The organism is Psychrobacter sp. S4(2024), from assembly GCF_036861305.1.
Lineage (GTDB): Bacteria > Pseudomonadota > Gammaproteobacteria > Pseudomonadales > Moraxellaceae > Psychrobacter > Psychrobacter cryohalolentis.
The window spans coordinates 387053-411134 of sequence record NZ_JAZAQR010000002.1 but is presented as its reverse complement, the minus strand read 5'-3'; the positions used below and the strand labels follow the sequence as shown (position 1 = coordinate 411134).

The 24082-nt window shown below is 42.4% G+C and carries 17 protein-coding genes; 6 read left to right on the top strand and 11 right to left on the bottom strand.

Annotated features, from left to right (window positions below; all coding sequences use genetic code 11):
• Positions 1-342: 342 nt before the first annotated feature.
• Positions 343-1446, top strand: coding sequence for an alkene reductase (locus VLA57_RS06635; protein ID WP_333954667.1), 1104 nt, complete (start codon positions 343-345; stop codon positions 1444-1446).
• 271 nt (positions 1447-1717) lie between these two features.
• On the opposite strand, the gene VLA57_RS06630 is transcribed toward VLA57_RS06635, so the two are convergent.
• Positions 1718-3019 carry an NAD(P)/FAD-dependent oxidoreductase gene (locus tag VLA57_RS06630; protein ID WP_333954666.1) on the bottom strand — a complete coding sequence of 434 codons (1302 nt, stop codon included), beginning with the start codon at positions 3017-3019 and terminating at the stop codon, positions 1718-1720.
• Positions 3020-3406: 387 nt separating this feature from the next.
• Between VLA57_RS06630 and acs the strand changes: the two genes are divergently transcribed.
• The 4 genes from acs to pgsA all read left to right on the top strand — a co-directional run bounded on the left by acs (position 3407) and on the right by pgsA (position 8718).
• On the top strand, positions 3407-5374 hold the full coding sequence (acs, locus tag VLA57_RS06625; RefSeq protein ID WP_333954665.1) for an acetate--CoA ligase: 1968 nt from the start codon (positions 3407-3409) through the stop codon (positions 5372-5374).
• 356 nt (positions 5375-5730) lie between these two features.
• Entirely contained in the window at positions 5731-6912 is a 1182-nt protein-coding gene (locus tag VLA57_RS06620) for an NAD(P)/FAD-dependent oxidoreductase (RefSeq protein ID WP_333954664.1), read from the top strand.
• A gap of 98 nt (positions 6913-7010) precedes the next feature.
• Positions 7011-7442, top strand: coding sequence for an MgtC/SapB family protein (locus VLA57_RS06615; protein ID WP_011512578.1), 432 nt, complete (start codon positions 7011-7013; stop codon positions 7440-7442).
• A 595-nt stretch (positions 7443-8037) separates the two neighbouring features.
• Positions 8038-8718, top strand: a complete 681-nt coding sequence (pgsA, locus tag VLA57_RS06610; protein ID WP_011512579.1) for a CDP-diacylglycerol--glycerol-3-phosphate 3-phosphatidyltransferase — start codon at positions 8038-8040, stop codon at positions 8716-8718.
• Between the two features lie 142 nt (positions 8719-8860).
• Here pgsA and VLA57_RS06605 read toward each other — a convergent pair whose 3' ends face one another.
• The gene (locus VLA57_RS06605) at positions 8861-9355 is read right to left on the bottom strand and encodes a pyridoxamine 5'-phosphate oxidase family protein (protein WP_011512580.1); all 495 of its coding nucleotides are present in this window, start codon (positions 9353-9355) and stop codon (positions 8861-8863) included.
• A gap of 436 nt (positions 9356-9791) precedes the next feature.
• Between VLA57_RS06605 and purL the strand changes: the two genes are divergently transcribed.
• The gene (gene purL, locus VLA57_RS06600; RefSeq protein ID WP_333954663.1) at positions 9792-13802 is read left to right on the top strand and encodes a phosphoribosylformylglycinamidine synthase; all 4011 of its coding nucleotides are present in this window, start codon (positions 9792-9794) and stop codon (positions 13800-13802) included.
• Between the two features lie 279 nt (positions 13803-14081).
• Here purL and VLA57_RS06595 read toward each other — a convergent pair whose 3' ends face one another.
• The 9 genes from VLA57_RS06595 to pta all read right to left on the bottom strand — a co-directional run bounded on the left by VLA57_RS06595 (position 14082) and on the right by pta (position 23976).
• Positions 14082-16064, bottom strand: coding sequence for a DUF3732 domain-containing protein (locus VLA57_RS06595; protein ID WP_333954662.1), 1983 nt, complete (start codon positions 16062-16064; stop codon positions 14082-14084).
• Entirely contained in the window at positions 16061-16510 is a 450-nt protein-coding gene (locus VLA57_RS06590; protein WP_011512583.1) for a three component ABC system middle component, read from the bottom strand. The genes VLA57_RS06595 and VLA57_RS06590 overlap by 4 nt, the downstream gene beginning before the upstream one ends.
• Before the next feature lie 6 nt (positions 16511-16516).
• Complete coding sequence (locus tag VLA57_RS06585) at positions 16517-17653, bottom strand: hypothetical protein (protein ID WP_011512584.1); 1137 nt, start codon at positions 17651-17653, stop codon at positions 16517-16519.
• 362 nt (positions 17654-18015) lie between these two features.
• Positions 18016-18219 (bottom strand): hypothetical protein, encoded by a 204-nt coding sequence (locus VLA57_RS06580; protein WP_333954660.1) that lies wholly within the window; start codon positions 18217-18219, stop codon positions 18016-18018.
• A 28-nt stretch (positions 18220-18247) separates the two neighbouring features.
• Positions 18248-19132: an N-acetylmuramoyl-L-alanine amidase gene (locus VLA57_RS06575; protein WP_333954659.1), complete on the bottom strand. Its 885-nt coding sequence runs from the start codon at positions 19130-19132 to the stop codon at positions 18248-18250.
• 6 nt (positions 19133-19138) lie between these two features.
• Positions 19139-19939, bottom strand: a complete 801-nt coding sequence (locus VLA57_RS06570) for an MOSC domain-containing protein (protein ID WP_333954658.1) — start codon at positions 19937-19939, stop codon at positions 19139-19141.
• Between the two features lie 221 nt (positions 19940-20160).
• Positions 20161-20574: a ribosome silencing factor gene (gene rsfS / locus VLA57_RS06565; RefSeq protein WP_011512587.1), complete on the bottom strand. Its 414-nt coding sequence runs from the start codon at positions 20572-20574 to the stop codon at positions 20161-20163.
• 140 nt (positions 20575-20714) lie between these two features.
• Positions 20715-21623 carry a nicotinate-nicotinamide nucleotide adenylyltransferase gene (locus tag VLA57_RS06560; protein WP_333954657.1) on the bottom strand — a complete coding sequence of 303 codons (909 nt, stop codon included), beginning with the start codon at positions 21621-21623 and terminating at the stop codon, positions 20715-20717.
• A gap of 196 nt (positions 21624-21819) precedes the next feature.
• Positions 21820-23976 carry a phosphate acetyltransferase gene (gene pta / locus VLA57_RS06555; RefSeq protein WP_011512589.1) on the bottom strand — a complete coding sequence of 719 codons (2157 nt, stop codon included), beginning with the start codon at positions 23974-23976 and terminating at the stop codon, positions 21820-21822.
• Positions 23977-24082 lie beyond the last annotated feature (106 nt).

The window sequence follows — 24082 nt, the reverse complement described above, 5'->3', positions numbered from 1 at the left end:
AAAAGTAGTGGTAATGGGCAGCAGCGCTCCAAAAGATATCTTGATTGTCTGTTGCCATCCGCTGGATAAAGGCTTAATGAAATAATCAGCCAATCTGATTAAAGTCATTCGCTTAATATGTTAATAAGAGGCTTTGAATAATGAGTATTATCAATACCGATATCATGCCATATTGATATTTTTGTTTGTAATTTTTCCTTGGAATTACCGTATCTACGCCTTATAAAGAACACGGCTTATGAATAGCGTGCTTAATGCGTTTTGGACGTAATATTAAGTGTGAATTATTCATCATTAACAAATTCTATAACCGTATTTTTATAACAGTAAATAAGGCTTTTTATGGCACATGATAATTTATTCGAACCCGTCAAAATGGGCACTCAAACCCTAAAAAATCGCATCATTATGGCACCTTTGACGCGCTTGCGCTCTGTCGAGCCCGGTGATGTCCCTACAGCGCTTGCTGGCGAGTATTACTCACAGCGTAGCGGTTCTGGGCTTGTCATTGCTGAAGCGACACAGGTTTCTTTTCAGGCAAAAGGCTATGCAGGCGCGCCTGGTATCCACACCGAAGATCAGACGACAGCGTGGAAAACCATTGTCGACAATGTCCATGCAAAAGGCGGCAAGATAGTAGTACAGCTCTGGCACACTGGTCTTGTAGCACACGAAAGTGTTCAGCCTGACGGTAAGGCGCCGATCTCTGCCTCCGATGTTCATGTGGGAGTACGTACTTCACTGCGCGATAGCAACAACCAAGCCATTCGAGTTGAAGCGACCACACCGCGTCCTGCGACACTGGAAGAGATAGAGCAAGTTATTGCTGATTTCGGTCTTGCGACCAAAAACGCTAAAGAGGCGGGTTTTGATGGAGTGGAAATTCATGGTGCACATGGCTATCTATTACATCAATTTTGGGCTGAGCATACCAATCAGCGCACTGATGAATATGGCGGTAGCCGTGAGAACCGTGCGCGCTTGATGCTGGCTGTGATTGATGCTTGTGTCGACGCATGGGATGCGGACCATGTCGGTATTCGTATTTCACCGCTTGGTACGTTTAATAATGTGGAAGCTGGATATAACGAAGATGAAAACATTTGGCTGATTGAACAAATCAATCAACGCGCTATTATGTATTTGCATTTATCTGAGCCTGATTGGGCAGGTGGAACGCCTTATAGTGATGCGTTCCGTCAGCGTGTTCGCGATGCCTTTGATCAGACAATCATTGCCGCAGGTGGTTATACAGCGGAAAAGGCTGAAAGAAACATCAAGTCAGGCTATATCGATGCCGTGGCGTTTGGCCGTGATTATATCGCCAATCCTGATTTGGCTGAGCGTATTCGTGAAGGCGCGCCGCTAAATGAACAACATCCAGAGAGCTTTTATGGTGGCGGCACAAAAGGCTATACCGATTATCCGTTTTTAAACCAAGCATAATGGTTTGACGGTCAATAAAAAAGCCACCTTGCTATGATTAGCAAGGTGGCTTTTTTGATGGTGCTATTGGTATTTTTCTCATATCAAGTGGCGTTTAGATATAGTCGGTGAAAAGTAATATCGATACAACACGTACTGCTGGTGCAAATTTTTCTTGCTTGCTGTGCCTACGCAGACAGAGGCTGCAAAAAATTTACACCAGCAATACTGTAGCGACTTTAAAGTATTTCAACTATAAGTGGTGTTTAGATATTAGAAAAACCAGTCGGTATCAGACAACCTCACCGCAGACAAAACCACTTGCCCACGCCCATTGGAAGTTATAACCACCGAGCCAGCCTGTGACATCCAGCACTTCACCAATAAAATACAGACCATCTTGATAATTACTTTGCATGGTCTTTGATGAGACTTCATCAGTCTTGATGCCGCCGCGCGTGACCTCAGCAGTGCGATAGCCTTCGGTGCCAGAAGGTTTTAGCTGCCAACCATTAAGTGTTTCACCAAGTTCAATTAAACGCTCATCTTTAATATTGGCAAGTTCTTTGTCTTTAATGTCATCCCAAAGAGTCGTTTGTAGCGCCGCAAGCAATTTTTTGGGTAAGGCATTATCTGTATAATCAGCCAATACCGTACGGATAAGCTGTCTTGGATGTGATTTTTTATGGGCAAGGAATAGAGCGGTCATATCGATATCGGGGAGCAGGTTGATACTGATGGTTTCGCCTGTCTGCCAGTAGTTGGACAGCTGCAACATGGCAGGACCAGAGAGTCCACGATGGGTAAATAGCAGTGGCAATTTAAATGAGATGCGATCATTGCTGGCAATCACAGGGAGACTAATACCAGCAAGCGTACGAATCAACTCACCAGTTTTATCAGTAAAAGTAAAAGGTACCAAGCTGGCATCGGTTGATATAAGCGTATGATTAAATTGCTGTGCTAGTTCATAACCTAAACCGCTTGCACCCATCGTCGGGATAGATAATCCGCCTGTTGCCACGACCAATGACTCACAGCGAAAGTCCGCTTGCACAAGCTTGGTTTGATGTGCTGAATCTTTTTGTTCTTGTTTGTCTTTTTTGCTCAGCACTTTACTGGTCAATAATTGAAAGCGGGATTTTTTATCGTTTTCGAGTGCTTGCACGCTGTCGACTTGAGTGTTGAGCTTGACTTGTACACCGACAGCGGCACATTCATCGAGCAGCATCGTCAAGATATCTTGCGCCGAATCATCGCAAAATAGCTGACCATGCTCGCGCTCATGGTAGGGTATTTTATGCTGCTCAACCATAGCGATAAACTCCCAACTCGGATATCGACTAAGCGCTGATTTACAAAAATGCGGGTTACTACCGATAAAATGCTCAGGCTCAACGAAGTAATTGGTAAAGTTACAGCGCCCGCCACCAGACATGAGGATTTTTTTGCCGGCTTTATTGGCGTGGTCAAGTACCAATACGCGTCGACCACGGCGACCGGCGGTTAATGCGCAATATAGCCCTGACGCACCAGCACCAATGATGATGACATCATAATGCGAGTATTGTGAGGCAGTACGGTGCTTGTCCATGGTCGGTAGTTCCTGATTTTAAAAGTGCAAATAAGTCTTATAGAGCCTATTGTCATATAAAGAATGGCGATATCAATTATAGCGCTTAATATCAGGTTGCTATTGTCCATGTTTTATAACAGGTTACAAGGATTAAATAGCATTGTCGCAACTGCATTTTCAAAAAAGAGCGGTAAAAAATATCTGCCATAGAATCTGCACTGTTAAACATACTGGCGTGCTATACAATTGTTGTGATTAGTGGTTGATGCCTTGCAACCATTCGGCATATTTGTCAAACTGTCTTTGAGTGTCACCATTATGGAAGATGACCCTTATTGCCTGTGCCAATCCTCGCTATCAGCGATGTTTGCTACAGGTCATAATAATTAGAAAAGGATGAAGCTCATGACTCAAAAATCATTTCCCATTGCGCCTGAATTCCTCGCCGCAGCCAATATCACCGCCGAGCAGTATGCTGAACAATATAAGCAATCGATTGCATCAGCTGAGGCGACAGATGCCTTTTGGGTGGAGCGTGCCGAGCTGATTGATTGGATAAAAAAGCCCACCAAAATCAGCGATGTCAGTTACGACTTAGAAGACTTTCGCATTAAATGGTTTGAGGATGGCGAGCTGAATATTTCAGTCAACTGTCTGGATCGCCACGTCAGAAATAATCCCTATAAGCCTGCCATTATTTGGGAAGGCGATCATCCTTCCTTGCATAAAATCATATCATTTAAAGAACTGCATGAAGCCGTTTGTCGCTTAGGTAATGCCATGCGCAAGCTTGGGGTCAAAAAGGGCGACCGCGTTACCTTATATATGCCGATGATACCGGAAGCGATGGTTGCCATGCTGGCGTGTACGCGTATTGGCGCCGTGCATTCGGTGGTCTTTGGCGGTTTTTCCGCTGAGAGCTTGGGTAATCGTATCATTGATAGTCAGTCTAAGCTGGTCATTACCGCTGATGAAGGTATTCGTGGTAACAAGCGTACGCCACTCAAGGCTAATGTCGATCGCGCGCTAGATATGGATGGCACTGACAGTGTCAGTAATGTCATCGTCGTCCATCGTACAGGCAATTCAGTACCGATGAGTGGTCGCCGTGATATCTGGTATCACAGCTTGGTCGATGGTGAGTCGCAGCACTGCGAACCTGAAGTGATGAATGCAGAAGACCCGCTGTTTTTATTATATACCTCAGGTTCAACAGGCAAGCCTAAAGGCGTGTTGCACACCACAGGTGGCTATATCACTTATGCGCTGTCCACGTTTCGTGATGTTTTTGATATTAAAGAGGATGATGTATATTGGTGTACCGCAGACGTCGGTTGGGTGACGGGTCATACCTACGCCACTTATGCACCGCTTGCTAATGGCACCACGACCGTTATGTTTGAGGGCGTGCCAGAGTATCCGACATGGGCACGCATTGGGCATATCATCGATAAGCACCAAATTACTGTCTTGTATACTGCACCGACTGCTATCAGAGCTATGATGAAAGAGGGCGATACCTTTGTACGTGAATCGGATCGCTCAAGTCTGCGCTTACTTGGGACAGTTGGGGAACCAATTAATCCTGAAGCGTGGGACTGGTACTATCATGTCGTCGGTGGCAGCAAGTGTCCGGTTGTCGATACTTGGTGGCAGACAGAAACTGGCGGTATTATGCTCGCGCCAATACCGGGGACGGTCGCGATGAAGCCGGGCGCGGCGATGAATCCGTTATATGGTATCGTCCCTGAAGTCATTGATACTGATGGTGTTGCGCTTGAAGGTGCTGCTGAGGGTAATTTGGTGATTAATAGTAGTTGGCCCGGTCAGATGCGTACCATTTATCAAGACCACGCGCGCTTTTTAGCGACGTATTTTACCGAGTATCCTGGCTATTATTTTACCGGTGATGGGGTACAGCGTGATGAAGATGGTCACTATTGGATTACTGGACGTGTCGACGATGTGCTCAATGTATCAGGACATCGACTGGGCACCGCAGAGATTGAAAGCTCGATAGTCGCACACCCAGCGACGGCAGAGGCAGCTGTTGTAGGAATGCCGCACGACATACGTGGCATGGGAATTTGCGCTTTTGTTATCTTAAAGTCGAGTGAAACGGCAACTGAATCACTAAAATCGGAGTTAAACCGCCATGTGCGCTCTGAGATTGGTCCAATTGCAAATTTAGATGCCATCTATATGGTTAATGTACTACCTAAAACCCGCTCTGGTAAAATCATGCGCCGTATTTTGCGTAGTCTAGCGGCAGGACAGTATGTTGGACTTGGTGATTTATCTACCCTAGCTGATAGCTCAGTCATCAATGAGCTAGTCGAAGTGGTCAAAACTGAACGGGCAAAATCACATTGATTGTTCAATATCAATAAAATTTGAATAGGGTCAATGCTTAAAAATGATTGGAAGCTGAGGTAAAAAGCCATGCTATAAAAGTAGCATGGCTTTTTACCGAAATATCATGGATATAGTCGGTCCTAAATAGAAGAAATACAAACATTATAAAGTACTATTGGGGTTAATTTTTTTTGCTTGCTGTGCCTGCGCAGACAGAGGCTGCAAATAATTAACCCTAGTAGTTCTGTACCCTTTTAAAAATGGATTAACTATATTAGCAGGCTTTAGAGGTTCAATATTTTTTAGAATAACCCCCTTACTTTCACCTGACTACTTACTATTTTGCTAAATATTTTATAAGGTTTATTGTCATTATGACTGATTCTGCTTTGCATACGACTGAACAATCCATACCGAAAATTGCTATTATTGGCGGGGGTTTGACTGGCTTATTTACGGCTACGTTATTGGAGCGCGCGTTTACTCAAGACAATGCTAATTTTAAAAACCAGTCGATCGTACCAAACATTGTTATTCTTGAGAAATCCCGTAGCGTTGGTCGTTTAGCAACGCGATATCGCACGGACAGCGCAACGCATAAAAACTGGCAATGGGCATTTGGCGCGCAGTTTTTTACTGCCAAAAGTGCTGACTTTCAGCAGTTTATCAAACCATGGCTACAAAGTGATTTATTACAGCCATGGTATGCCAATGTGGTGGACTTAATACCTTCTGACGATGCCGCTCAGAATGCTGACATACAAGCCAAGGAGCAATGGAGCAGTACCCAAGCGCGTTATATCAGCACGCCCAAAATGACCAGTTGGGGTCGTGTCTTGGCTGATGAACTAGAGCATACAACTATAAACTTTAAAACTCGTGTGGCGCCATTACGCAAAGAAGATTTTGTAGAACAAAATGAGGCTAATAACAAAACTGAGCTGTTTGATGAGAATGGCAACAGCCTTGGCAGCTATGATTGGGTAATTTGTACAGCGCCCAATGGTCAAGCTGTAGAGCTGATGGCGGATAGCAATTTTGAAGAGCTTGCAAAAATTAGCGAAACACAGATGCAGGCCTGTTATACCTTGATGCTTGGGTGGGATAAAGAGCAGCTTTTACCTCCTGCATTAAACACGTCACCCCCTTTATGGGATGTGGCTTATGTGCAGGATTCGGTGCTCGATCGTATCTTTATTGAACATCAAAAACCTGACCATAGCAGTCTATTACCCAGTATCACTATTCACGCTCGCAACGATTGGTCGGAGCAGCATGTCGATGACGATATAGAAACTGTAAAAGCAACCTTGCTACAAGCAGCAAAGCAAGCGTTGAGTTGGGATGAAAATAGTACGCCAAGCCAAATCGATTGTCATCGCTGGCGTTATGCTGCAACTCTTAAACAGCTTGATAATACAGAGTTTGGTATTTTAGTTGATGAGCCGCGTCAATGGATTGTCAGTGGCGACTGGTGTGGACAAGGTAACATCGAAAGCTGCTATCAGATGGCAAAACAAACCGTAGCAAAAATCTGCGCTGACCAAATCAGTTAAAAACGATGACTGAAAGTGTATTTTTTAAAACGGTAAACAAGCTCATAACCAACACTAAAAATTAAAACGTTTATCGCTATAAGAGGAGGTAGAACGCTATGTCTGGATTTGATATCGATATGGAGCTAATGCAATTTCATTTTTTTCAATTAGGAATTGCCTTTATTCTTTCCTTACCGATTGCACTCAACCGCGAGATGAAAGACAACGGCGCAGGGCTTAGGACCTTTCCTTTAGTGACCATTGCTTCCTGTGCTTTTATGCTCGTTGGTATGGATATTTATGATGCGACTGGTGAGGCGAGAATCATGTATGCGATTATCACTGGCATGGGTTTTATCGGTGGCGGCGCGATATTTAAGAACGAACAAGGCTCAAAAGGCACAGCAACGGCAGCCAGCCTTTGGAATACCGGTGCTATTGGTATTTCAGTTGCTTATGGGCGTTATGAAATTGCGATTATCTTGTCTGTGGTTGGTTTTTTGATCTTGCAATTCTCTGAGCCGTTTAAGTCAAAAGAAAAGCTGTAGAAACCAATAAAAATACTGCGAGGCAATGTATAAAGGACATCCAGCGAATAAAACGACTAAATAGCGGACAAAAAAAGAGCCCACGGAGGAGATACCGTGGACTGAGGAAAACTTATCATGCGATCAAATGAAAAATCATGAGCCACAAATAAATTGATACAAATTTATTATTATTACTAGGTGTTGTTCTTATTATTTATATTTGGTTGAAAAGAGACAGTTCAAGAAACTCTTACATCTGCTTACAATTTTTAGTGTACAAGTGTATCGATATCATCGGCTCATAATAACCGACATTCAGCTATTTTCCTAAGCTTGCTTACATGTTATTACGTTTTAGACGGTATATGTATGGATGTATCTAAGCATACAATAGAATAGCGATATTTTTGCCTGGAACTAGCGATAAAAAACAGTGATAAAAATCAGCTATCACTCATTAAAATGGCTAAATACGCCACATCTAGGATAAAAATTGCTCGATTAGAAAAATATACGCTTGGCATCAACGATACCTACATAGAGGGCATGACGACTTGGCTGAAAAATGCTAAGCTATCCGTCATTATTAGGTCAATATTAAACTGGGTTTGCCATGACTGAGAGCACGCATTTGCATCCGCAGGAGCCGTCAAGTACGCAGAATAACAAAAGTATTTTTAATTTGCCCAATAACCTGACGATTGCGCGTATCTTGATGATTCCGCTATTTGTTGCGATTGCCTATTGGCCACCTGCTATGGGGATCGGCATGCCAGCAATCTCTGACAACGTGATTGCAAAGGTTGGTATGAGTGACTTTAGCGACAGTCTATTGCGTCACTTGTTATTAACAGGTGTCTTTATTCTTGCCGCTATTACTGATTGGCTCGATGGCTATTTTGCTCGTAAGCTCAATGTGGTATCAGCCTTTGGCCGATTTTTAGACCCAGTCGCTGATAAGCTGATGGTAGCAGCCGCGCTGATTATATTAGTGCAATGGCATCCCAATATCATCATGGCGATAGCAGCAATTGTGATTATCTCGCGTGAAATCGCCGTATCGGCATTGCGTGAATGGATGGCAGAACTGGGTAAAAGTACCAGTGTAGCGGTGTCTTATGTAGGTAAGCTCAAAACCACCTTTCAGATGATAGCGATTACGGTGCTTTTGTTAAATTGGGAATCGCTTGAAACTATCGGCTATGTATTGATGGTAGCGGCAGTGATTCTAACGTTATGGTCGATGATGATTTATCTTAAAGCTGCGTGGCCGTATTTAAAGCAAAGTGGGTAAAAGGTGGCTAAGTAGATAGCGGTTAAATCTTATACTTTATTCTAAAACTATAAAGCCCAGTCAATAAAAAATGCCAGTTGCATCAGCTACTGGCGTTTTTTATGATAAATTTTTTTTATCTATTTAATAGTTTAATGATAAATTATAAAGAAACGGAAAAGGTCTCGCCCATATCTTCAGCAGTTTTGCCGTCTTGTACGGCTGCCGCTGCCATCTTAAACATGTTCACCACTGTACTACCACTAAGCCAGCATTCTGCACCATGAGGAACTACTTTGATCAATTGTACGTTTTCATCTTCTTTACCATGCTCAAAAAAGGCATTATAAACTGGCGACCATAGCTCGTCCAATTTGGCTTTGTCTGTCGGTAATTCAGCGTTAGCACTGATAGAAACAAAGTTCTTTTCATCTTGAGTGGCATAAGTCAGCCCGATTCTTGCATCATCCTGAATATCTTTGACGACATCTGATTTTTTATCGCCGATAAACCAGATCTCTTTATTATCAAGGTTGACTTCACTTGTGGTCATTGGCCACGCATGAATATCGCCTTTTTTATTGCTGGTACTCATCATGGCAAATTTCACGTCTTTGATGACGGCTTGGATTTTATCGAGATGCTCTTGGTTACTCATGGTGGATATCCTTTTTCATTATTGTAAATAAATTATGAATTTATAGTTGTTAGAGAAATAATTATTAAGAGGCTAGTGTAGACAAAGCGTTTATTTTATAAAAACTGGCTTTATAAAAACTAGCTCGTCAAGAACTGCTATCTAGAATAGCGATTTCTGCTGGGCTATTTATATAGGTTGCCCGTAAGGCGATGTGAGGGTTTGTAAGGATTATAAGCTTTAGGTAAAAATTGTGACGCTGTGCCCTCAGCCTTGCTGTTTTGATAGCAAATCGTCAATATTTGCTCAATGCTTTAGTATAATATTACCGAAGCAATCGGCAATTTATCTTGGTTTTGTCCTGCTTATTACAGGGCTTCTTGTTATAATACGCGAACCATTTACTTAGCATGGCAGAGATGCCTGTTATTGCCTATATCCTATGGAATATGCCTTTATGATGACCATCGCCGGACAACCGTTTCTTACCGATTTTCAGACGCAGCAACTCATCAGTCAGTTTCAGCAAAAAACCGAGCTAAATGTCAGCCAAATTCATACCCAGCAAGTGTATGTGTTATCACGAGAACTCGAAGGTGATGAGCATAAAAAAGCACTAGACTTACTTGCTGTCGACAGTGGCACTGTCCTTGAAGCCCCAAATAGCAATCAACTACAAGTTATCGTTAGTCCACGTTTTGGTACGATATCGCCATGGGCAAGTAAAGCGACCGATATCTTTAATAACTGTGAAATTGCCATTAATCGTGTTGAGCGTGTCATTGTCTATACGCTAACCGTCGATGGAAAAGCAGACGGCGAAGTGAATGCAACGCTACCTAAAGCCGCTGAGCAACTATTATTTGACCGCATGACGCAAAGCTTGGTCTATGATTTAAATGACGTCAATAAACTGTTTGACGATGGACAACCAGCATCACTCAATCATATTGATGTGATTGGACAAGGTCAATCGGCGCTTGAGTCGGCAAATGAAGAATTTGGTTTTGCGTTATCGAGCGAAGATATCGACTATCTGATGAATGCTTACGTCAATGAACTCAAGCGTAATCCAACGGACGTTGAGCTGATGATGTTTGCACAGGCCAACTCAGAGCATTGCCGTCATAAAATCTTTAATGCTGAATGGACGGTTGACGGCGCAGTACAGCCAAAGTCACTGTTCCAAATGATTAAGAATACTTATAAAGCCAATCCGCAAGGCATCTTGTCTGCTTATAAAGACAACGCCGCAGTGATGGCAGGCTCTAAAGGGATGCGTTTTTACCCGATTCCTACCAATGCTATGGACGTAAATTCTGCGCATCCTTATGATTTCCATCAAGAAGAAATCGACATCTTAATGAAAGTCGAAACGCATAACCATCCAACCGCTATTGCCCCTTATGCGGGTGCAGCAACGGGTGCAGGCGGTGAGATTCGTGACGAAGGCGCAACCGGACGTGGCGGTAAACCAAAAGCAGGTTTAACAGGTTTCCATGTGTCACATTTACATATCCCAGAAATGGTTGAAAAATGGGAGCAGTCAGGTCAATTAAGTACGCAGGATTATGGTACGCCGGATCGTATGGCAACTAGTCTTGAAATTATGACGGAAGCACCATTAGGCAGTGCCAACTTCTCTAACGAATTTGGTCGCCCGAATCTTTGCGGTTATTTCCGTAGTTTCCAATTGGATACTTCAGCGGCAAAAGACGGCAGCCAAATGCGCGGCTATCATAAGCCCATCATGCTGGCAGGTGGTTACGGCAATATCAAACGCAACCTCATTGAAAAAAATGCCATTCAGCAAGGCGATTTACTGATTGTCCTTGGTGGTCCTGCGATGCAAATTGGTTTAGGCGGCGGCGCAGCATCTTCGGTCGATAGTGGCTCACTTGATGAAGGCTTGGACTTTGCTTCTGTACAGCGTGATAACGCTGAGATGGAGCGTCGCTGTCAAGAAGTGATGGATCGCTGCTGGGCGCTTGCGGGTAATGACGTTGATGCAAGTAATAATGGTAAAGATGGCAACCCAATCGTCTCATTGCATGACGTGGGTGCTGGCGGTCTGTCTAATGCGATGCCAGAATTGGTCAATGACCATGAGATGGGCGCGGTATTAAATCTACGTAAAATTCCGTCGCTAGAAGCGGGCATGTCGCCAATGGCAATCTGGTCAAATGAAGCGCAAGAGCGTTATGTGCTAGCGATTCGCCCTGAGAGCAAAGCGCAGTTCGATGCGATCTGTGCGCGTGAGCGCTGCCCGTATGCCATCTTAGGTGAAGCCACTGAAGTACGTCAGCTCGTCGTGAATGACGAATTACTGCCTGAGCAACCAGTCGATATGCCGATGCAAGTATTGCTTGGTGGTACACCACAGATGAAGCGTAGTTTTGAGCGTCAAGAAATTACCTTGCCAGCTTTAGAGTTAGGCGAAGTCAATCTGGCCGAATCAATCAAAGACGTGCTACGTCATCCAACTGTCGCTAGTAAATCATTCCTTATTAGCATTGGTGACCGCTCTATCACGGGTATGGTTGTGCGTGATCAGTATGTAGGTCGCTACCAAGTGCCCATCTCAGATTGCGCCGTTACTGCTTCAGGCCTGATTGCGTTAGATGGTCAGCCCATGAGCGGTGAAGCGATGAGCGTTGGCGAACGTACGCCTGTTGCGCTTATCAGTCCAAAAGCTTCTGCTCGTTTGGCGGTTGGTGAAGCGATTACTAACATTGCTGGCGCACGTATTACTCAGTTATCTGATATCACGATGTCGGCAAACTGGATGGCAGCGTGCGGTGATGATGCAGAAGACGCCGCATTATTTGATGCGGTCTATACCGTTGGTGAAGAACTGTGTCCTGCATTGGGTATCGCCATTCCAGTCGGTAAAGACTCGCTATCGATGCGTGCTAATTGGACGGACGAAGACGAGAACGGCAGCACAGACAAATCAGTCGTTTCGCCAATGAGCTTGGTCATTACTGCTTTTGCTCCTGTTGTTGATGTTGCAAAAACTTTAACGCCTGAGCTTATTAATGGTGATAGCGCGTTTTATCGTATTGATTTGTCTAAAGGACAATTGCGTCTCGGCGGTTCAATCCTTGCGCAAACGCTTAGCCAATTAGGTAATGACTGCCCGGATTTAGGGCAACCAAGTGACTTGGTCGACTTCTTTAACTTTATCCAAGCAGGCAACGCGCAAGGCGTCATCAGTGCTTATCACGATATCGGTGATGGCGGTCTGCTAGCAACTATCGCTGAAATGCAATTCACCAGCCGTCAAGGTATCAAGCTGTCATTGACCGATGATAATTTACTCGGTCAATTGTTCAGTGAAGAGTTGGGCGCAGTCATTCAAGTATTACCAGAAAATGTCGCTGCGTTAATGCAAATGGCAGAAGAATTTAATGTCAGTGATATGCTGAGCCTCGTTGGTCAAAGCTCAGAAGAAGACAGTCTGCTTATCCAAACGCCAACGCTCATGGGTGATGACACCCTACGCTTTAGCCGTACTGAATTGCAGCAAGCGTGGACTCAGGTTAGCTATCAAATCGCGCGTCGCCGTGACAACCCAGCATGCGTACAGCAAGAGTATGACTTGATTAGCGACGCTAACCATAAAGGTCTTATCGCTGCACCAAACTTTGACCTCAATCAAAAGGTTGAAGAACCATACTTAAACAGCCGTGAAACTAAACCAAGAGTCGCTATCCTGCGTGAGCAAGGCGTCAACGGTCAGACAGAAATGGCAGCAGGCTTTACCCAAGCCGGGTTTGAAGCAGTCGACGTCCACATGAGCGACCTGCTAGAAGGTCGCATTAATCTACGTGACTTCGATGGTCTGGTCGCTTGTGGTGGCTTTAGTTATGGTGATGTACTGGGCGCTGGCTCTGGCTGGGCGAACTCTATCTTGTTCCATGATGAGCTGCGCATGCAGTTTGTGCGCTTCTTTGCCCGTCCTGATACCTTCTCACTTGGTGTCTGTAACGGTTGTCAGATGATGGCACAGTTAAAAGACCTCATCCCAGGCGCGGAAAACTTCCCACGCTTCATCGCTAATAAATCGGCTCGTTTTGAAGCGCGTACGGTCAACGTCAAAGTCGAGCGTACCAAATCTATCCTGTTCAAAGGCATGCAAGATAGTATTTTACCAATCGCTGTCGCGCACGGTGAAGGCTATGCCACGCTGGACAACACCGAGATCGACGGTATGGCAAAACACGGTCAGCTCGCCATGCGCTTCGTCGATAGCCAAGGTCATCCAACCGAGACCTATCCTCTCAATCCAAACGGTTCGCTCGGCGGTGTCACGGGTCTATGTAGCACCGACGGTCGCGTCACCATCATGATGCCGCACCCTGAGCGTACGCTACGTGCCTACAATCATAGCTGGAAGCCAGAAGAGTGGGACGAGGACGGCGCGTGGATGCGTATGTTCCGTAACGCTCGCGCTTGGTTGCGTTAAGATATAGGTTAAGCTGTTTTAAATCATTGTTTTAAACATAAAAAAAGGTGGGCTTCGGCTCACCTTTTTTGTATTTGGGGTTTGGGTTTTTAAGAAGTAGGGGAGCTAATCCCGCCTTACGCTTGTATCTGCCAGTCTGGGCGAGGCGGTGACACAAGTTGAGATGTTGCTGTTGCCTCGACACCACCTCAATCTCTAGCCACCGCAACTCGCCCAAACCAGCAGGATACCGCTACAGTCGGGGCTAAACCGCGCCTACCATTTAACTCAAATGCACTATTAGAAATTCATAAGTTTTCTAGTTCTCCACCTATTTCCATTTACCAACGATTCAAAGTCACCGTTCTCAAGAGCTAAGTTATCTACATGGTCAGTTACAATTATTTGAGGTGAAAATCCAAACTCTTCATTCAGAGAAATACAATAGCTATTTAGTTGATTGAAGATATTTGTAACAGATTTCATATCTTCGTCAAGCTTTTTATCTTCTAGTCCTTCAACCCTTTTAATATCTTCTGTTGAGAAGTTCTCCTTCGTGTCACGGCTAAAATTTGGGAAATAAACTTGAGTTGGTTGGTCTAAGAATAATATAGAAGGGATTAAGCAGTCTTCGCCTAAAGAGACAAAATATTTATGTAATGAAAGAAATAATGTTAAATGAGTATATAACCAATTAGCACCACTACCCATTGACCTCAAGTATATTTTTTTATTCTTATCAGTATCATCATGGTACAAGTCAAAACTATTCAAAGAGAATTTCAAATTTATTGGATCATAAGTTTTTTCGAAGTCAAACTCATTGCCGATATCATACATATATTCATTTATGGTTTTCTCCGCTTCTTCTATAAAGTTATTAATATTATATTTTTTAAGCGCGCCTGTTATAGCTTGCAAGTCTTTCCTAAGCTCTATAAGTTGCGAATCAATTTTGGTATCACTAGAAGGGTTAATTAAGTCAATAATACTAAATAGCTTGTATTTCTGATTATATATTGCTTCGGAAAAATCTTTTCTTTCTCTAATCACTTCATTAATACTTTCAAGTTCCTTCTTTTCTGCTTGTAAGCTTTTAACCTGTTTAGTAAGTTTTTCAGCGTGTCTTTCAGTATCTGCTAATAGTGTCTGAAGAGGAGCGCGCATTTTTTCTGTTAGTCTAAGTGTTTGGTTAAGTTTTTCAATCGCTGTTTTAAGCTGTATAGCCGATTTAGGTAACTCGCTATGCTTAGTCTCACATAAAGGACAGGTGGCATCAAAAACTTTAACCGCTTCTTGATCAACAAGTTTTTCTGAGGTTAGTAATTTATCCTCTTGATTTAATGAGTTTTTAATTGAAGTTATTTTATTCTTTGTATGGTTTAGTTCAACAATTTTTTCGGCATGAGATTCTGAAATAGCTACATAACGCTGATGGAATATATCTGATGAAGAGTCAAAGTTATCAGGATGCAATATGACATGAAGTCTATTTTTACTTTCTACAGGGTTAGATATAATACTTTTCAATTTAATAGGTTCTTTAGGAAACCTCATCAGTGCATACATGTTTTTCAGTTCGGGCTCTAGCTCTAGCTCTTGCTTTTCCTTGTAATAATTAAGCACTTCTTTCTCTTTTTTTAGTTTCTTTATTTCTATCTCAATAGCTTCTTTATTTTTCATCTGTAGAAAATAGTCTTGGTTTACAAATCCTAAAAAAAACTTAGTATGTTTAATAACTTGTTCACGCTTTTCTTTTTGATCAAACCGATAGAATAAAGCGTGCTTATTTGCTATTAAATTTTGATGTTGAAGTAAGAACGACATATAACTACGTATTGTTGGGCGACTCTCTTTTTGGCCTTTATAAAATGTATCTATTGTAGATTCGTCAATGCTATCTATATCTAAAAGCTCATTTCTCATATACTCCTTGAATTTACTGATAGCAAACCTATCTTCGAAAAATTCTATATTGATTATACTTTTTCTATGTTTCTCTATAGTTCTAGTATAAACCCTATTACTTTTAGGTTTTCTACCGAAAACATATATTTGATTCGAGATTGCCATACAAACATAGTAAATTTGAGCGTTGTCAGTAATTACACCTTCAGGAATAGTGTCTTCCGAGCTTCCTAAGCAATAGTCGAATATTTCGATTAACGCACTTTTACCTGTTGAAGATGCTCCTGTGACAATATTTAGTCCAGCTTTAAAATAAACTGGATGTTTTTTATCACTATCATCTATTATACCTATTTCATAAATCATTGATCTCATGGGTTCACCCTCAATCCTTTATAAATTTCAGTAATGGATAAACCACTAAATAATTTTCCTAAATTTGTAGCCTGCTTATGTATTTGTTTTTTATCGTAGTTTTCGTTAGCGATAATTCTTAAAGAAGATTCGTCAACAGTCATCCAATCATTAACTATGCAATAACTTAAGCTTTGTGCAGATAAACGTTTTAAAGCGTCAAATCGCTCTTGTAAATCATAAAATTCTTTGGGATTATCGAACTTGGTAAAAAAGGTTGAACGACTTTTGCCAGATAATCTCACCGTATCTAACTTTTTAGACAGTTCAGGATGACTACATATCGGTATAATAAGTGGAAGTAGTAATATGTTTTGCTCTACTTCTTCCAATGAGTTGTAGAATGATACAATGTGACTTCCATACTTGAAGGGGTTGTAGTAGTAGGTGTGAACGGCGTCAATCATATCCACTTAGTCTATCTCCCATTTTAACTCATCATTTTCATCATCCATAGAGTTATGAATTAAGCCGTTTTTATATGGTTTTGGAGTCATTTCACACTCTTGAACTTGTTCTGCTGGCTCGTCAATGAACTCATTATATAGAATTTTTGCACAATCTATCCTTGGGTGATTTGGATATAAAAGCGAAGCATTTTGATATTTCCTTTTAAATTTCCTTATCAAATCACTCTTATATGTTTTAGTTATTTCTCTATATTTAGGTGATCGTACTGACTCATCCAATAAGGTATTCGTAAATTCAGCGTAGTTTCCTACAGCTTCAGGAATTTCGTCATAATGCTCTATATCTTTTATCTTTTGAACGAAAAGTGATTCATTATGCTTTAATAAGTCAACGTCTGTTGCTAGTGCTCCAGTAAAGGGAGGAAAAGAAAACTTTCCTCTACTATATTTACTCGTTAAGTCTTCAAGCCTATCTTTAAAATCATGCTGATTTATGAACCAGCTATCTTTATCCATTTTTTCGTAAACCCAACCAACAATCCCTTCGAAGTATTGATCTATATTATCATCAGGAATCCCCACTAGTTTGTTAATTAGTTTCATCTTCAAACTATCTATATCATCTGCGCTGTCATTAATTAGCATCTTACCTAATATATCTTTGATTCTTGCACTATTAGAATCACTAAAGATAATTTGCTGAAATTTCAAAACACCTTTAGCGTCTTTCTTTATTTTTTCGGCACCAGTTCTTTTATCATAAATACTTCTTATGATAGCTAGTTTTTCATCAGGAGTTTTGGAGTTCCAACCATTGAGTTGGCTTGTTTTTGATGTAGGCTGAGTTGTATGAAGAATTAAAAAAGCATACTGTGTATGATCAAAATCATCTTTAAGCCAATTATTCAGTGTATTCCAAAAATTAGCGTGACCGTCAGTAAGAAAGTCCGTTTGATCGTAATGTTTACTTTCTATTTGTTCATTATTTTCTAATTCATTGCCACGTATACTTATATCACCATCACTTTCAAACCAAATTGACTGACCTTCATTCAACTCAAAACACTTTTTAATACCAAGTAAAATCTGATAGTGAAACCCTCGTAAAGTAGGTAGTACACTGTTTTTAGTTGAATTCATTATGATACCGCGTTTAAATTTAAATCATAAGTTTTAGATGAAATTAAGCTTAGCACTTAGATGTCATACTTTACAACTAATGTTTAGACTAACTTATAGTAGATGAATTTACTCAGTACATAAAATAGATAGAGCTTGCGACTTATAGAAATACTAAGGTGATAACTTGAATCAATAATGTACTGGGTCTCGTCCCTCGACACAGACCTACAATTTTTTATCGTCTACGTTTGGAATTAATATCTATAGATCTGTCCGCTCATAATCAAGATTATCTCAAATTATGCATAACTGCTATATAAATTAAATATCTGCTAATAGCATCGTCAACCATAATTTAAAAATGAGCGGAGGTATTAAAACTATTCACTCTTCAAAACCTCCTTAGCCTCAGCAATCAACTCATGAATCTTAGCACTTTCTTTTAACACGCAAGCATCATAAGCAGAAAGTGGCTCAGCTTCCTGCTCTTTTTCTTGCTCCTGCCTTGCTTTTTCTTCTAGATATTTCTGCAGCTCATTTTGCTCATTTTGCTCATTTTGCTCGTTGTATTGTGAGTTACTCATGGCTTATGTCTCCTAATATTTTTATCCATTAATAAAAGTCATCACGACCAGCATACTTCTTATTGAGCGCCTTTAAAATAGCATAAGTTTCTAAATCCAGCTCGCCCGTTGGCTGCTGCGGACGGAAATGCAACTGAAAGGCATACACGACATTGCGACTGGCTTTATCCCACACGTCTGTGTCATTGATTTGATAACCGTAATCGCGAAACGCTTGCTTAATCTCAGGTATCGTTGCTGCTGCAAATGCGTCTTGATTCATAAAGAATTGCTTATCAAATTCATTATACCAAGCGCCGATGCCATACTCTTTATAAAGTCGCTGCCAAGGGAATTTTGCACCGGGGTCGATTTTACGCGACGGTGCCATATCGGCATGACCGATGATATTCTTTGCTGAAATACTATATCTTTTTGCCAAGTCTTGCACCAGCTGCGCTACTTTCTTAATCTGTAACTCATCAAATTCTACATAGTGCTCGTAAGGATGATAGTCGAGTGCGCCGTTTTTTAAGGCGTCTCGATATTCAGGCTTAATGCCTGCATTGACAATCTCGATGCCGATAGAGGTATCATTGAGTATCGTTCTACCGGCAAAGCCGCCGTTACCAGCATGCCAAGCACGCTCGCTTTCGGGTACTAGGTTATAAATTTTATTATCGTTATTATCCAAGATCAGATAGTGGGCGCTCACATTTCCAGTGGTCAATGTTTTTATAGATCTGGCATTATCTGAGACGGTATAGTGCAGGACGATGGATTTAATCCGCTCGCTTTTGCCAGTGGCTTGATAGGTTTCGCTATCAATAACGAAGGGTTCAGTATTCGCTATTTGGGTGTTATTAGTGGTCACGCAGCCAACTAAAGGCAGCGTTAAGGCACATGCTAATGCTAAAAAGATATTTTTTGCCATGAAATGCTAACCCTGTTTAATCTTCTTTGCCAAAACCTTCTTCCAGCTCTCTTCCAAACACTCAATCGCAAGCCAAGGTTCAATAACTTCTGCGGCAAATGTCTCTTTTGAGTTTGATAACTGCCACAGTTTCTCAAGTGTCGCAAAAGGATAGGGGCGTTCGATAAGATAAACCGGTAAATTAGCGCTAATCGTCCCATCGCGAACGACTTGAAAATACCAACCAGCGATGCCTTGTTTGCTGACCCAAGACGCAATATTTGGCACTTTGGTAAATTGTCCGATTTGGTCATTGATTTTGTAGCACGGTCGGCGCGGCTGGACAATGCGTAATTGCACGCTGTCGCCACCATTCCCATCAATGCTTTCATCTTGACCATACTGAAAAACGTCACCAATACAAACCGTCGCTTCCGTCATTTCTAGCAAACCATTTACTGCTTCCGTAGTGAGGTTTTCACCCAATGTGCCAACACGCACTTTTAAGCCAAACTCTGCATTAATCTTGTTATAAGTCGCCGTCGCTAGTTGATGTACCGCTTTTAGTGGACCACCATGATGACGTCTATCGGCTTGCTCATCAGTTGTGAGACCCATAAAGTTGACAGCGACGCGCGCTTTAACTGGTGCTTTATCGATGGCGCTCATTTCTTCACGGGTAAATGGCATGGCTTTGCCAGCACGGACGCAGGTTAGAGTGGCGATATGCAGTGGCAAGGTTTGGTTAAAGTCAGCAGTATTTTTTTGGCTAGAAGATGCTATCGTTTTTGAGTTTATAGGTTGTATGTTCATAGGTTCTAAGTTCATAGGTTTTCCTAATCTATAGGGATTTATTAGGGAAGAGGTTATATCGATACTGGTATTAATAATGCGTATTATCTTAGCTTAATCATTCCTCTAATGGTAAGAATTCAGCCGTTTAAAATTTAACCGTATTTTGAATTTTATTAGCACAGTAAATTTTAGACAAAAAAAGACCAGAATAGATATCTGGTCTTTTTCTTAAGCAGCTTTGGCAATAAATAAGATTATTTATTTTTGTTGCGACGACCGGCTGTTTTCTTCTCACGCGGCACAGCAACCAGCTCAGCCAATTGTTCAGGTGATGACCATAGACCTTCTAGGTCATAGAACTCGCGGGCTTGTGGCGTCATCATATGCACGACAACAGCGCCCAAATCAATCAATGTCCAGTCAGAATCGATACCGCCTTCACGACCTAGTGGCATAAAGCCACCCAGTTTGGCTTCAGCGCCGACACTGTCAGCCATTGCACGTACATGGCGCTTTGAGGTACCGTCAGCGATGATGATACGCTCCATTACGTCTGTCAATGCTGCTACATCCATTACGGTGATGTTCTTAGCTTTCATATCGTCTAGCGCGGTTTGTACAAGGGTCAAACATTCTTGTAAACGTTCGTCAGTCATGGTGTTGGTCATAAATTTTAATCTCTTGAATCGTAAATATTAAAAATAAAATGGTAAATCGTCACAATGCATTCTCTAACGAGCCAGATAGAGGCAGACGTTTTTTGAGGAAAAATGATCAAAGTGGGCAAAATTAAAAGTATAAGGCGATTTTAACGGAATTGAGCAGCAGAATATAGCTGATGGGCGATAATATATTGATAAACAGCAGGATTTAGCCATTTAGCTAATGAATTGGGTGCAGTATTGCCTATGATATCATTTATTGGTTGTAAAGATGCAATTTGCATGTCAGTGCTGTGCGTTATATTTAATGATTGAGGCGCTTGCGGCAGTTGTTGATAAAGCTGCTGACGTATGTGTGTGCTTGATATTGCTGTCACAGGGCGCGGGTCGATATAAATATGACCTTGATGGCTATTTTTTACACAAAAGCTGTCTGTTAAAGATTGAGGGTTAGCGGCTAATAATTCAGTTATAGAATCGATGGTTAAAGGTTGTAGCAGTTTTGGAAGTTGGGATGTTAGAGAGTGGTGCAACTCAGTCTTAGAGACGTTTTTATCAATTTTGATATCAATATCTATATCGCTATCAAAATTTTCTTGACGGTCAAACACCCATAGACTGACATAATCAGTCAGTTGCAGCCCATTTTTCCAGTGTTCCAAACTACGCGCGCTGTCCATGCCCATGACAAATATCAGACTGTCATGCGGGTAGCGTGTGCGCAGTGTCTGCACACTATCGATAGTATAAACAGGCGGTGCTTGCCACAGCTCAAGCTCGTTAATGTATAAGGGCGACTGTTGCGTTGCCAGCTTTAGCATTGCCAGACGATGCTTAGGATCGGTGCTATCTGCTTTAAAAGGCGAGCGCGCATTGGGCAGCAACGATACATACAGTTCGCGCTGTTGCTGCTCAGCTATTGGTAATAAACACTGATAAACATACATCGCCATTTGCAAATGACCGTTATGTACAGGATCAAATGAGCCACCCAAATAAGCACGGATGGCAGACTTAGTATTTTGGCTTTGATAACTGTTAGAAGTATTTGACATAAATGAGTGAGTAAAAACTAATGCAGATGGGCGTTGTAGTTGATTTATTTTAAATCGACTATAGCATGTGATTATTTACTTATCCCGATTATCGATTTTATTATGCTTAATTATACCGTTTAAAAGCCATAAAAAAGCCGACCATCATTATGATAATCGGCTCAATAATACGTGTTTTGAACGAAGCTTTAGATGCTTAAATAACGTCGCTATGTGCTTGAATGGCAGTGAGGGCGATGGTATAGATAATATCATCGACCAAGGCACCACGTGACAAGTCATTGACTGGTTTGTTTAAGCCTTGCAACATCGGTCCAACACTGACCACATTGGCGCTACGTTGTACCGCTTTATAAGTGGTGTTACCGGTGTTCAGGTCTGGGAAAATAAAGACGTTTGCTTGCCCAGCAACAGGCGAATCCGGCGCTTTTTGCTTGCCGACGCTCATGACAGAAGCCGCGTCATACTGTAGCGGTCCGTCGACTTTTAGATTCGGCGCACGTTCACGGACGATTTGGGTCGCACGGGCGACTTTTTCGACATCAGCGCCAGTGCCTGACGAGCCCGTAGAGTAGCTAATCATTGCCACTTTTGGATCGATGCCAAAGGCGGCAGCAGACTGCGCAGACTGAATGGCAATCTCAGCCAATTCTTCTGCATTTGGATCAGGGTTAATGGCGCAGTCACCGTAGACAACCACTTGCTCAGGCAACAGCATAAAGAAGACTGACGATACAAGTGAATACTCCGGTGCCGTTTTAATCAACTGAAACGCTGGGCGGACAGTATTCGCCGTGGTATGAATCGCCCCGGATACTAGACCATCAACTTCGTCCATCTGTAGCATGGTCGTACCTAAATAAACGGTATCTTGCAGATATTCAGCAGCCACTTCTGCGCTGGTTTTACCTTTGCGACGCTCGACTACAGCGGCGATATATTTGCTCATATCTAAGCTATCAGGATCGATGATTTCAAGCCCTTCAGGTAATACCAAATCGCGGTTTTTGGCGACTTGTTCAACATCAGCACGCTTAGCGAGTAGCACACAGTTGGCAATACCGCGGCTTTGACAGATACAAGCAGCTTCGACCGTACGCGGCTCAGAGCCTTCTGGCAGCACGATACGTTTTTTGGCGATTTGCGCTTTTTTGACCACTTGATGACGAAAAGCAGAAGGTGACAAACGCGGCTCATGATTTTGGCTAAAGTAAGCTTTAATCCAGCTAAGATCTAGATGCGCCGCGACATAGCGCGCCACTTCTTCAGCGCGTTCGGTATCATCACTTGGAATCTCAGCACTCATGTGTAATAGGCTTTGTACCGTCTCAAAGCTGTCATCTTCGACACTCATCACAGGAATACCAGTTTTGAGTGCAGATTGCCAAAGCTCAGCGACGGTTGGACTAGGGACAACGCCGCCAGTCAATACCAATCCTGCTAGCGGAATACCATTGATACAGGCAAGACCCGCCGCCAATAATAAATCGTCGCGGTCGCCCGGCACCACGATAAGCGTACCACGTTTGAACACTTCATCGACACGTGCAACTGAGCGTGCAGTCAAGCTAATGCGATTGATACGGCGCGATTTTGCCTCCCCAACGTTGAGCCAAGTACCATCAAGTTCAGCAGCGATATCCCACGTACGCGGCACGGATAATGAGTCACTAAATGGTACGACACCGATTAAGCGGAATTGTTCGGTATTAAAGTGCGGCGATAGGCGCTGCACTTCTTGTATAAAGCCGCTATCCAAGCTCACAATCGCTTCACCAGGGGCAACGATTTGATTTTCTAAGGTGCTTTGCGTATTTGGCAAGTCATGCATACGCATCAAGATACAGCCAAGCGTACGATCACTTGCCATACCACCAAATTCACGCGCATGCACATCAAGCTTATCGGCTAAATAGGCAGGTTTACTGGTATCGGCGGTGCTAACAAAGATGATTCGGGCATCGAGTGCATGAGCAATCGCACGGTTGATCTGTGAGGCATAAGAAGTTTCAGTCGTCGGTACTAAGCCTTCGCAAATCACCACATCGTAATCATCACCAAGAGTATGGTAGTTAACAACCACTTCTTCCATCAAGTCATCAAGATTGTCATCACCAATCATACGCTCAACATGTTGACGGCTGATCGATTTAGGTGGCTTTAGTCCAAATGCATGCATGGCTAATGCGCTTGAGCTGTCCAAGCTGTTTTGCTTATCCAGCGTATCGTCTTGTAAAAACGGCTTCATAAAACCCGCTTTGATACCGTTATAATCGAAAGCACGAATCAAGCCTAACGCCGCTGACGTCACACCAATACCGCGGCTGATGGGCACAAGTAAAATAGTTTGCATAATGTATCCTACTATTTATTATATTTTTAGAGAGATTGTCATCCTTGAGCGTATAAGAATCAACTTGTGATTCTTATCGCAGGCATATGAGTCTTATTATAGACCT

Excerpts from the sequence above, each read along its gene's own strand:
- VLA57_RS06635 (WP_333954667.1), top strand. The coding sequence starts at position 343 with ATGGCACATGATAATTTATTCGAACCCGTCAAAATGGGCACTCAAACC.
- VLA57_RS06630 (WP_333954666.1), bottom strand. The coding sequence starts at position 3,019 with ATGGACAAGCACCGTACTGCCTCACAATACTCGCATTATGATGTCATC.
- acs (WP_333954665.1), top strand. The coding sequence starts at position 3,407 with ATGACTCAAAAATCATTTCCCATTGCGCCTGAATTCCTCGCCGCAGCC.
- VLA57_RS06620 (WP_333954664.1), top strand. The coding sequence starts at position 5,731 with ATGACTGATTCTGCTTTGCATACGACTGAACAATCCATACCGAAAATT.
- VLA57_RS06615 (WP_011512578.1), top strand. The coding sequence starts at position 7,011 with ATGTCTGGATTTGATATCGATATGGAGCTAATGCAATTTCATTTTTTT.
- pgsA (WP_011512579.1), top strand. The coding sequence starts at position 8,038 with ATGACTGAGAGCACGCATTTGCATCCGCAGGAGCCGTCAAGTACGCAG.
- VLA57_RS06605 (WP_011512580.1), bottom strand. The coding sequence starts at position 9,355 with ATGAGTAACCAAGAGCATCTCGATAAAATCCAAGCCGTCATCAAAGAC.
- purL (WP_333954663.1), top strand. The coding sequence starts at position 9,792 with ATGATGACCATCGCCGGACAACCGTTTCTTACCGATTTTCAGACGCAG.
- VLA57_RS06595 (WP_333954662.1), bottom strand. The coding sequence starts at position 16,064 with ATGAGATCAATGATTTATGAAATAGGTATAATAGATGATAGTGATAAA.
- VLA57_RS06590 (WP_011512583.1), bottom strand. The coding sequence starts at position 16,510 with ATGATTGACGCCGTTCACACCTACTACTACAACCCCTTCAAGTATGGA.
- VLA57_RS06585 (WP_011512584.1), bottom strand. The coding sequence starts at position 17,653 with ATGAATTCAACTAAAAACAGTGTACTACCTACTTTACGAGGGTTTCAC.
- VLA57_RS06580 (WP_333954660.1), bottom strand. The coding sequence starts at position 18,219 with ATGAGTAACTCACAATACAACGAGCAAAATGAGCAAAATGAGCAAAAT.
- VLA57_RS06575 (WP_333954659.1), bottom strand. The coding sequence starts at position 19,132 with ATGGCAAAAAATATCTTTTTAGCATTAGCATGTGCCTTAACGCTGCCT.
- VLA57_RS06570 (WP_333954658.1), bottom strand. The coding sequence starts at position 19,939 with ATGAACTTAGAACCTATGAACATACAACCTATAAACTCAAAAACGATA.
- rsfS (WP_011512587.1), bottom strand. The coding sequence starts at position 20,574 with ATGACCAACACCATGACTGACGAACGTTTACAAGAATGTTTGACCCTT.
- VLA57_RS06560 (WP_333954657.1), bottom strand. The coding sequence starts at position 21,623 with ATGTCAAATACTTCTAACAGTTATCAAAGCCAAAATACTAAGTCTGCC.
- pta (WP_011512589.1), bottom strand. The coding sequence starts at position 23,976 with ATGCAAACTATTTTACTTGTGCCCATCAGCCGCGGTATTGGTGTGACG.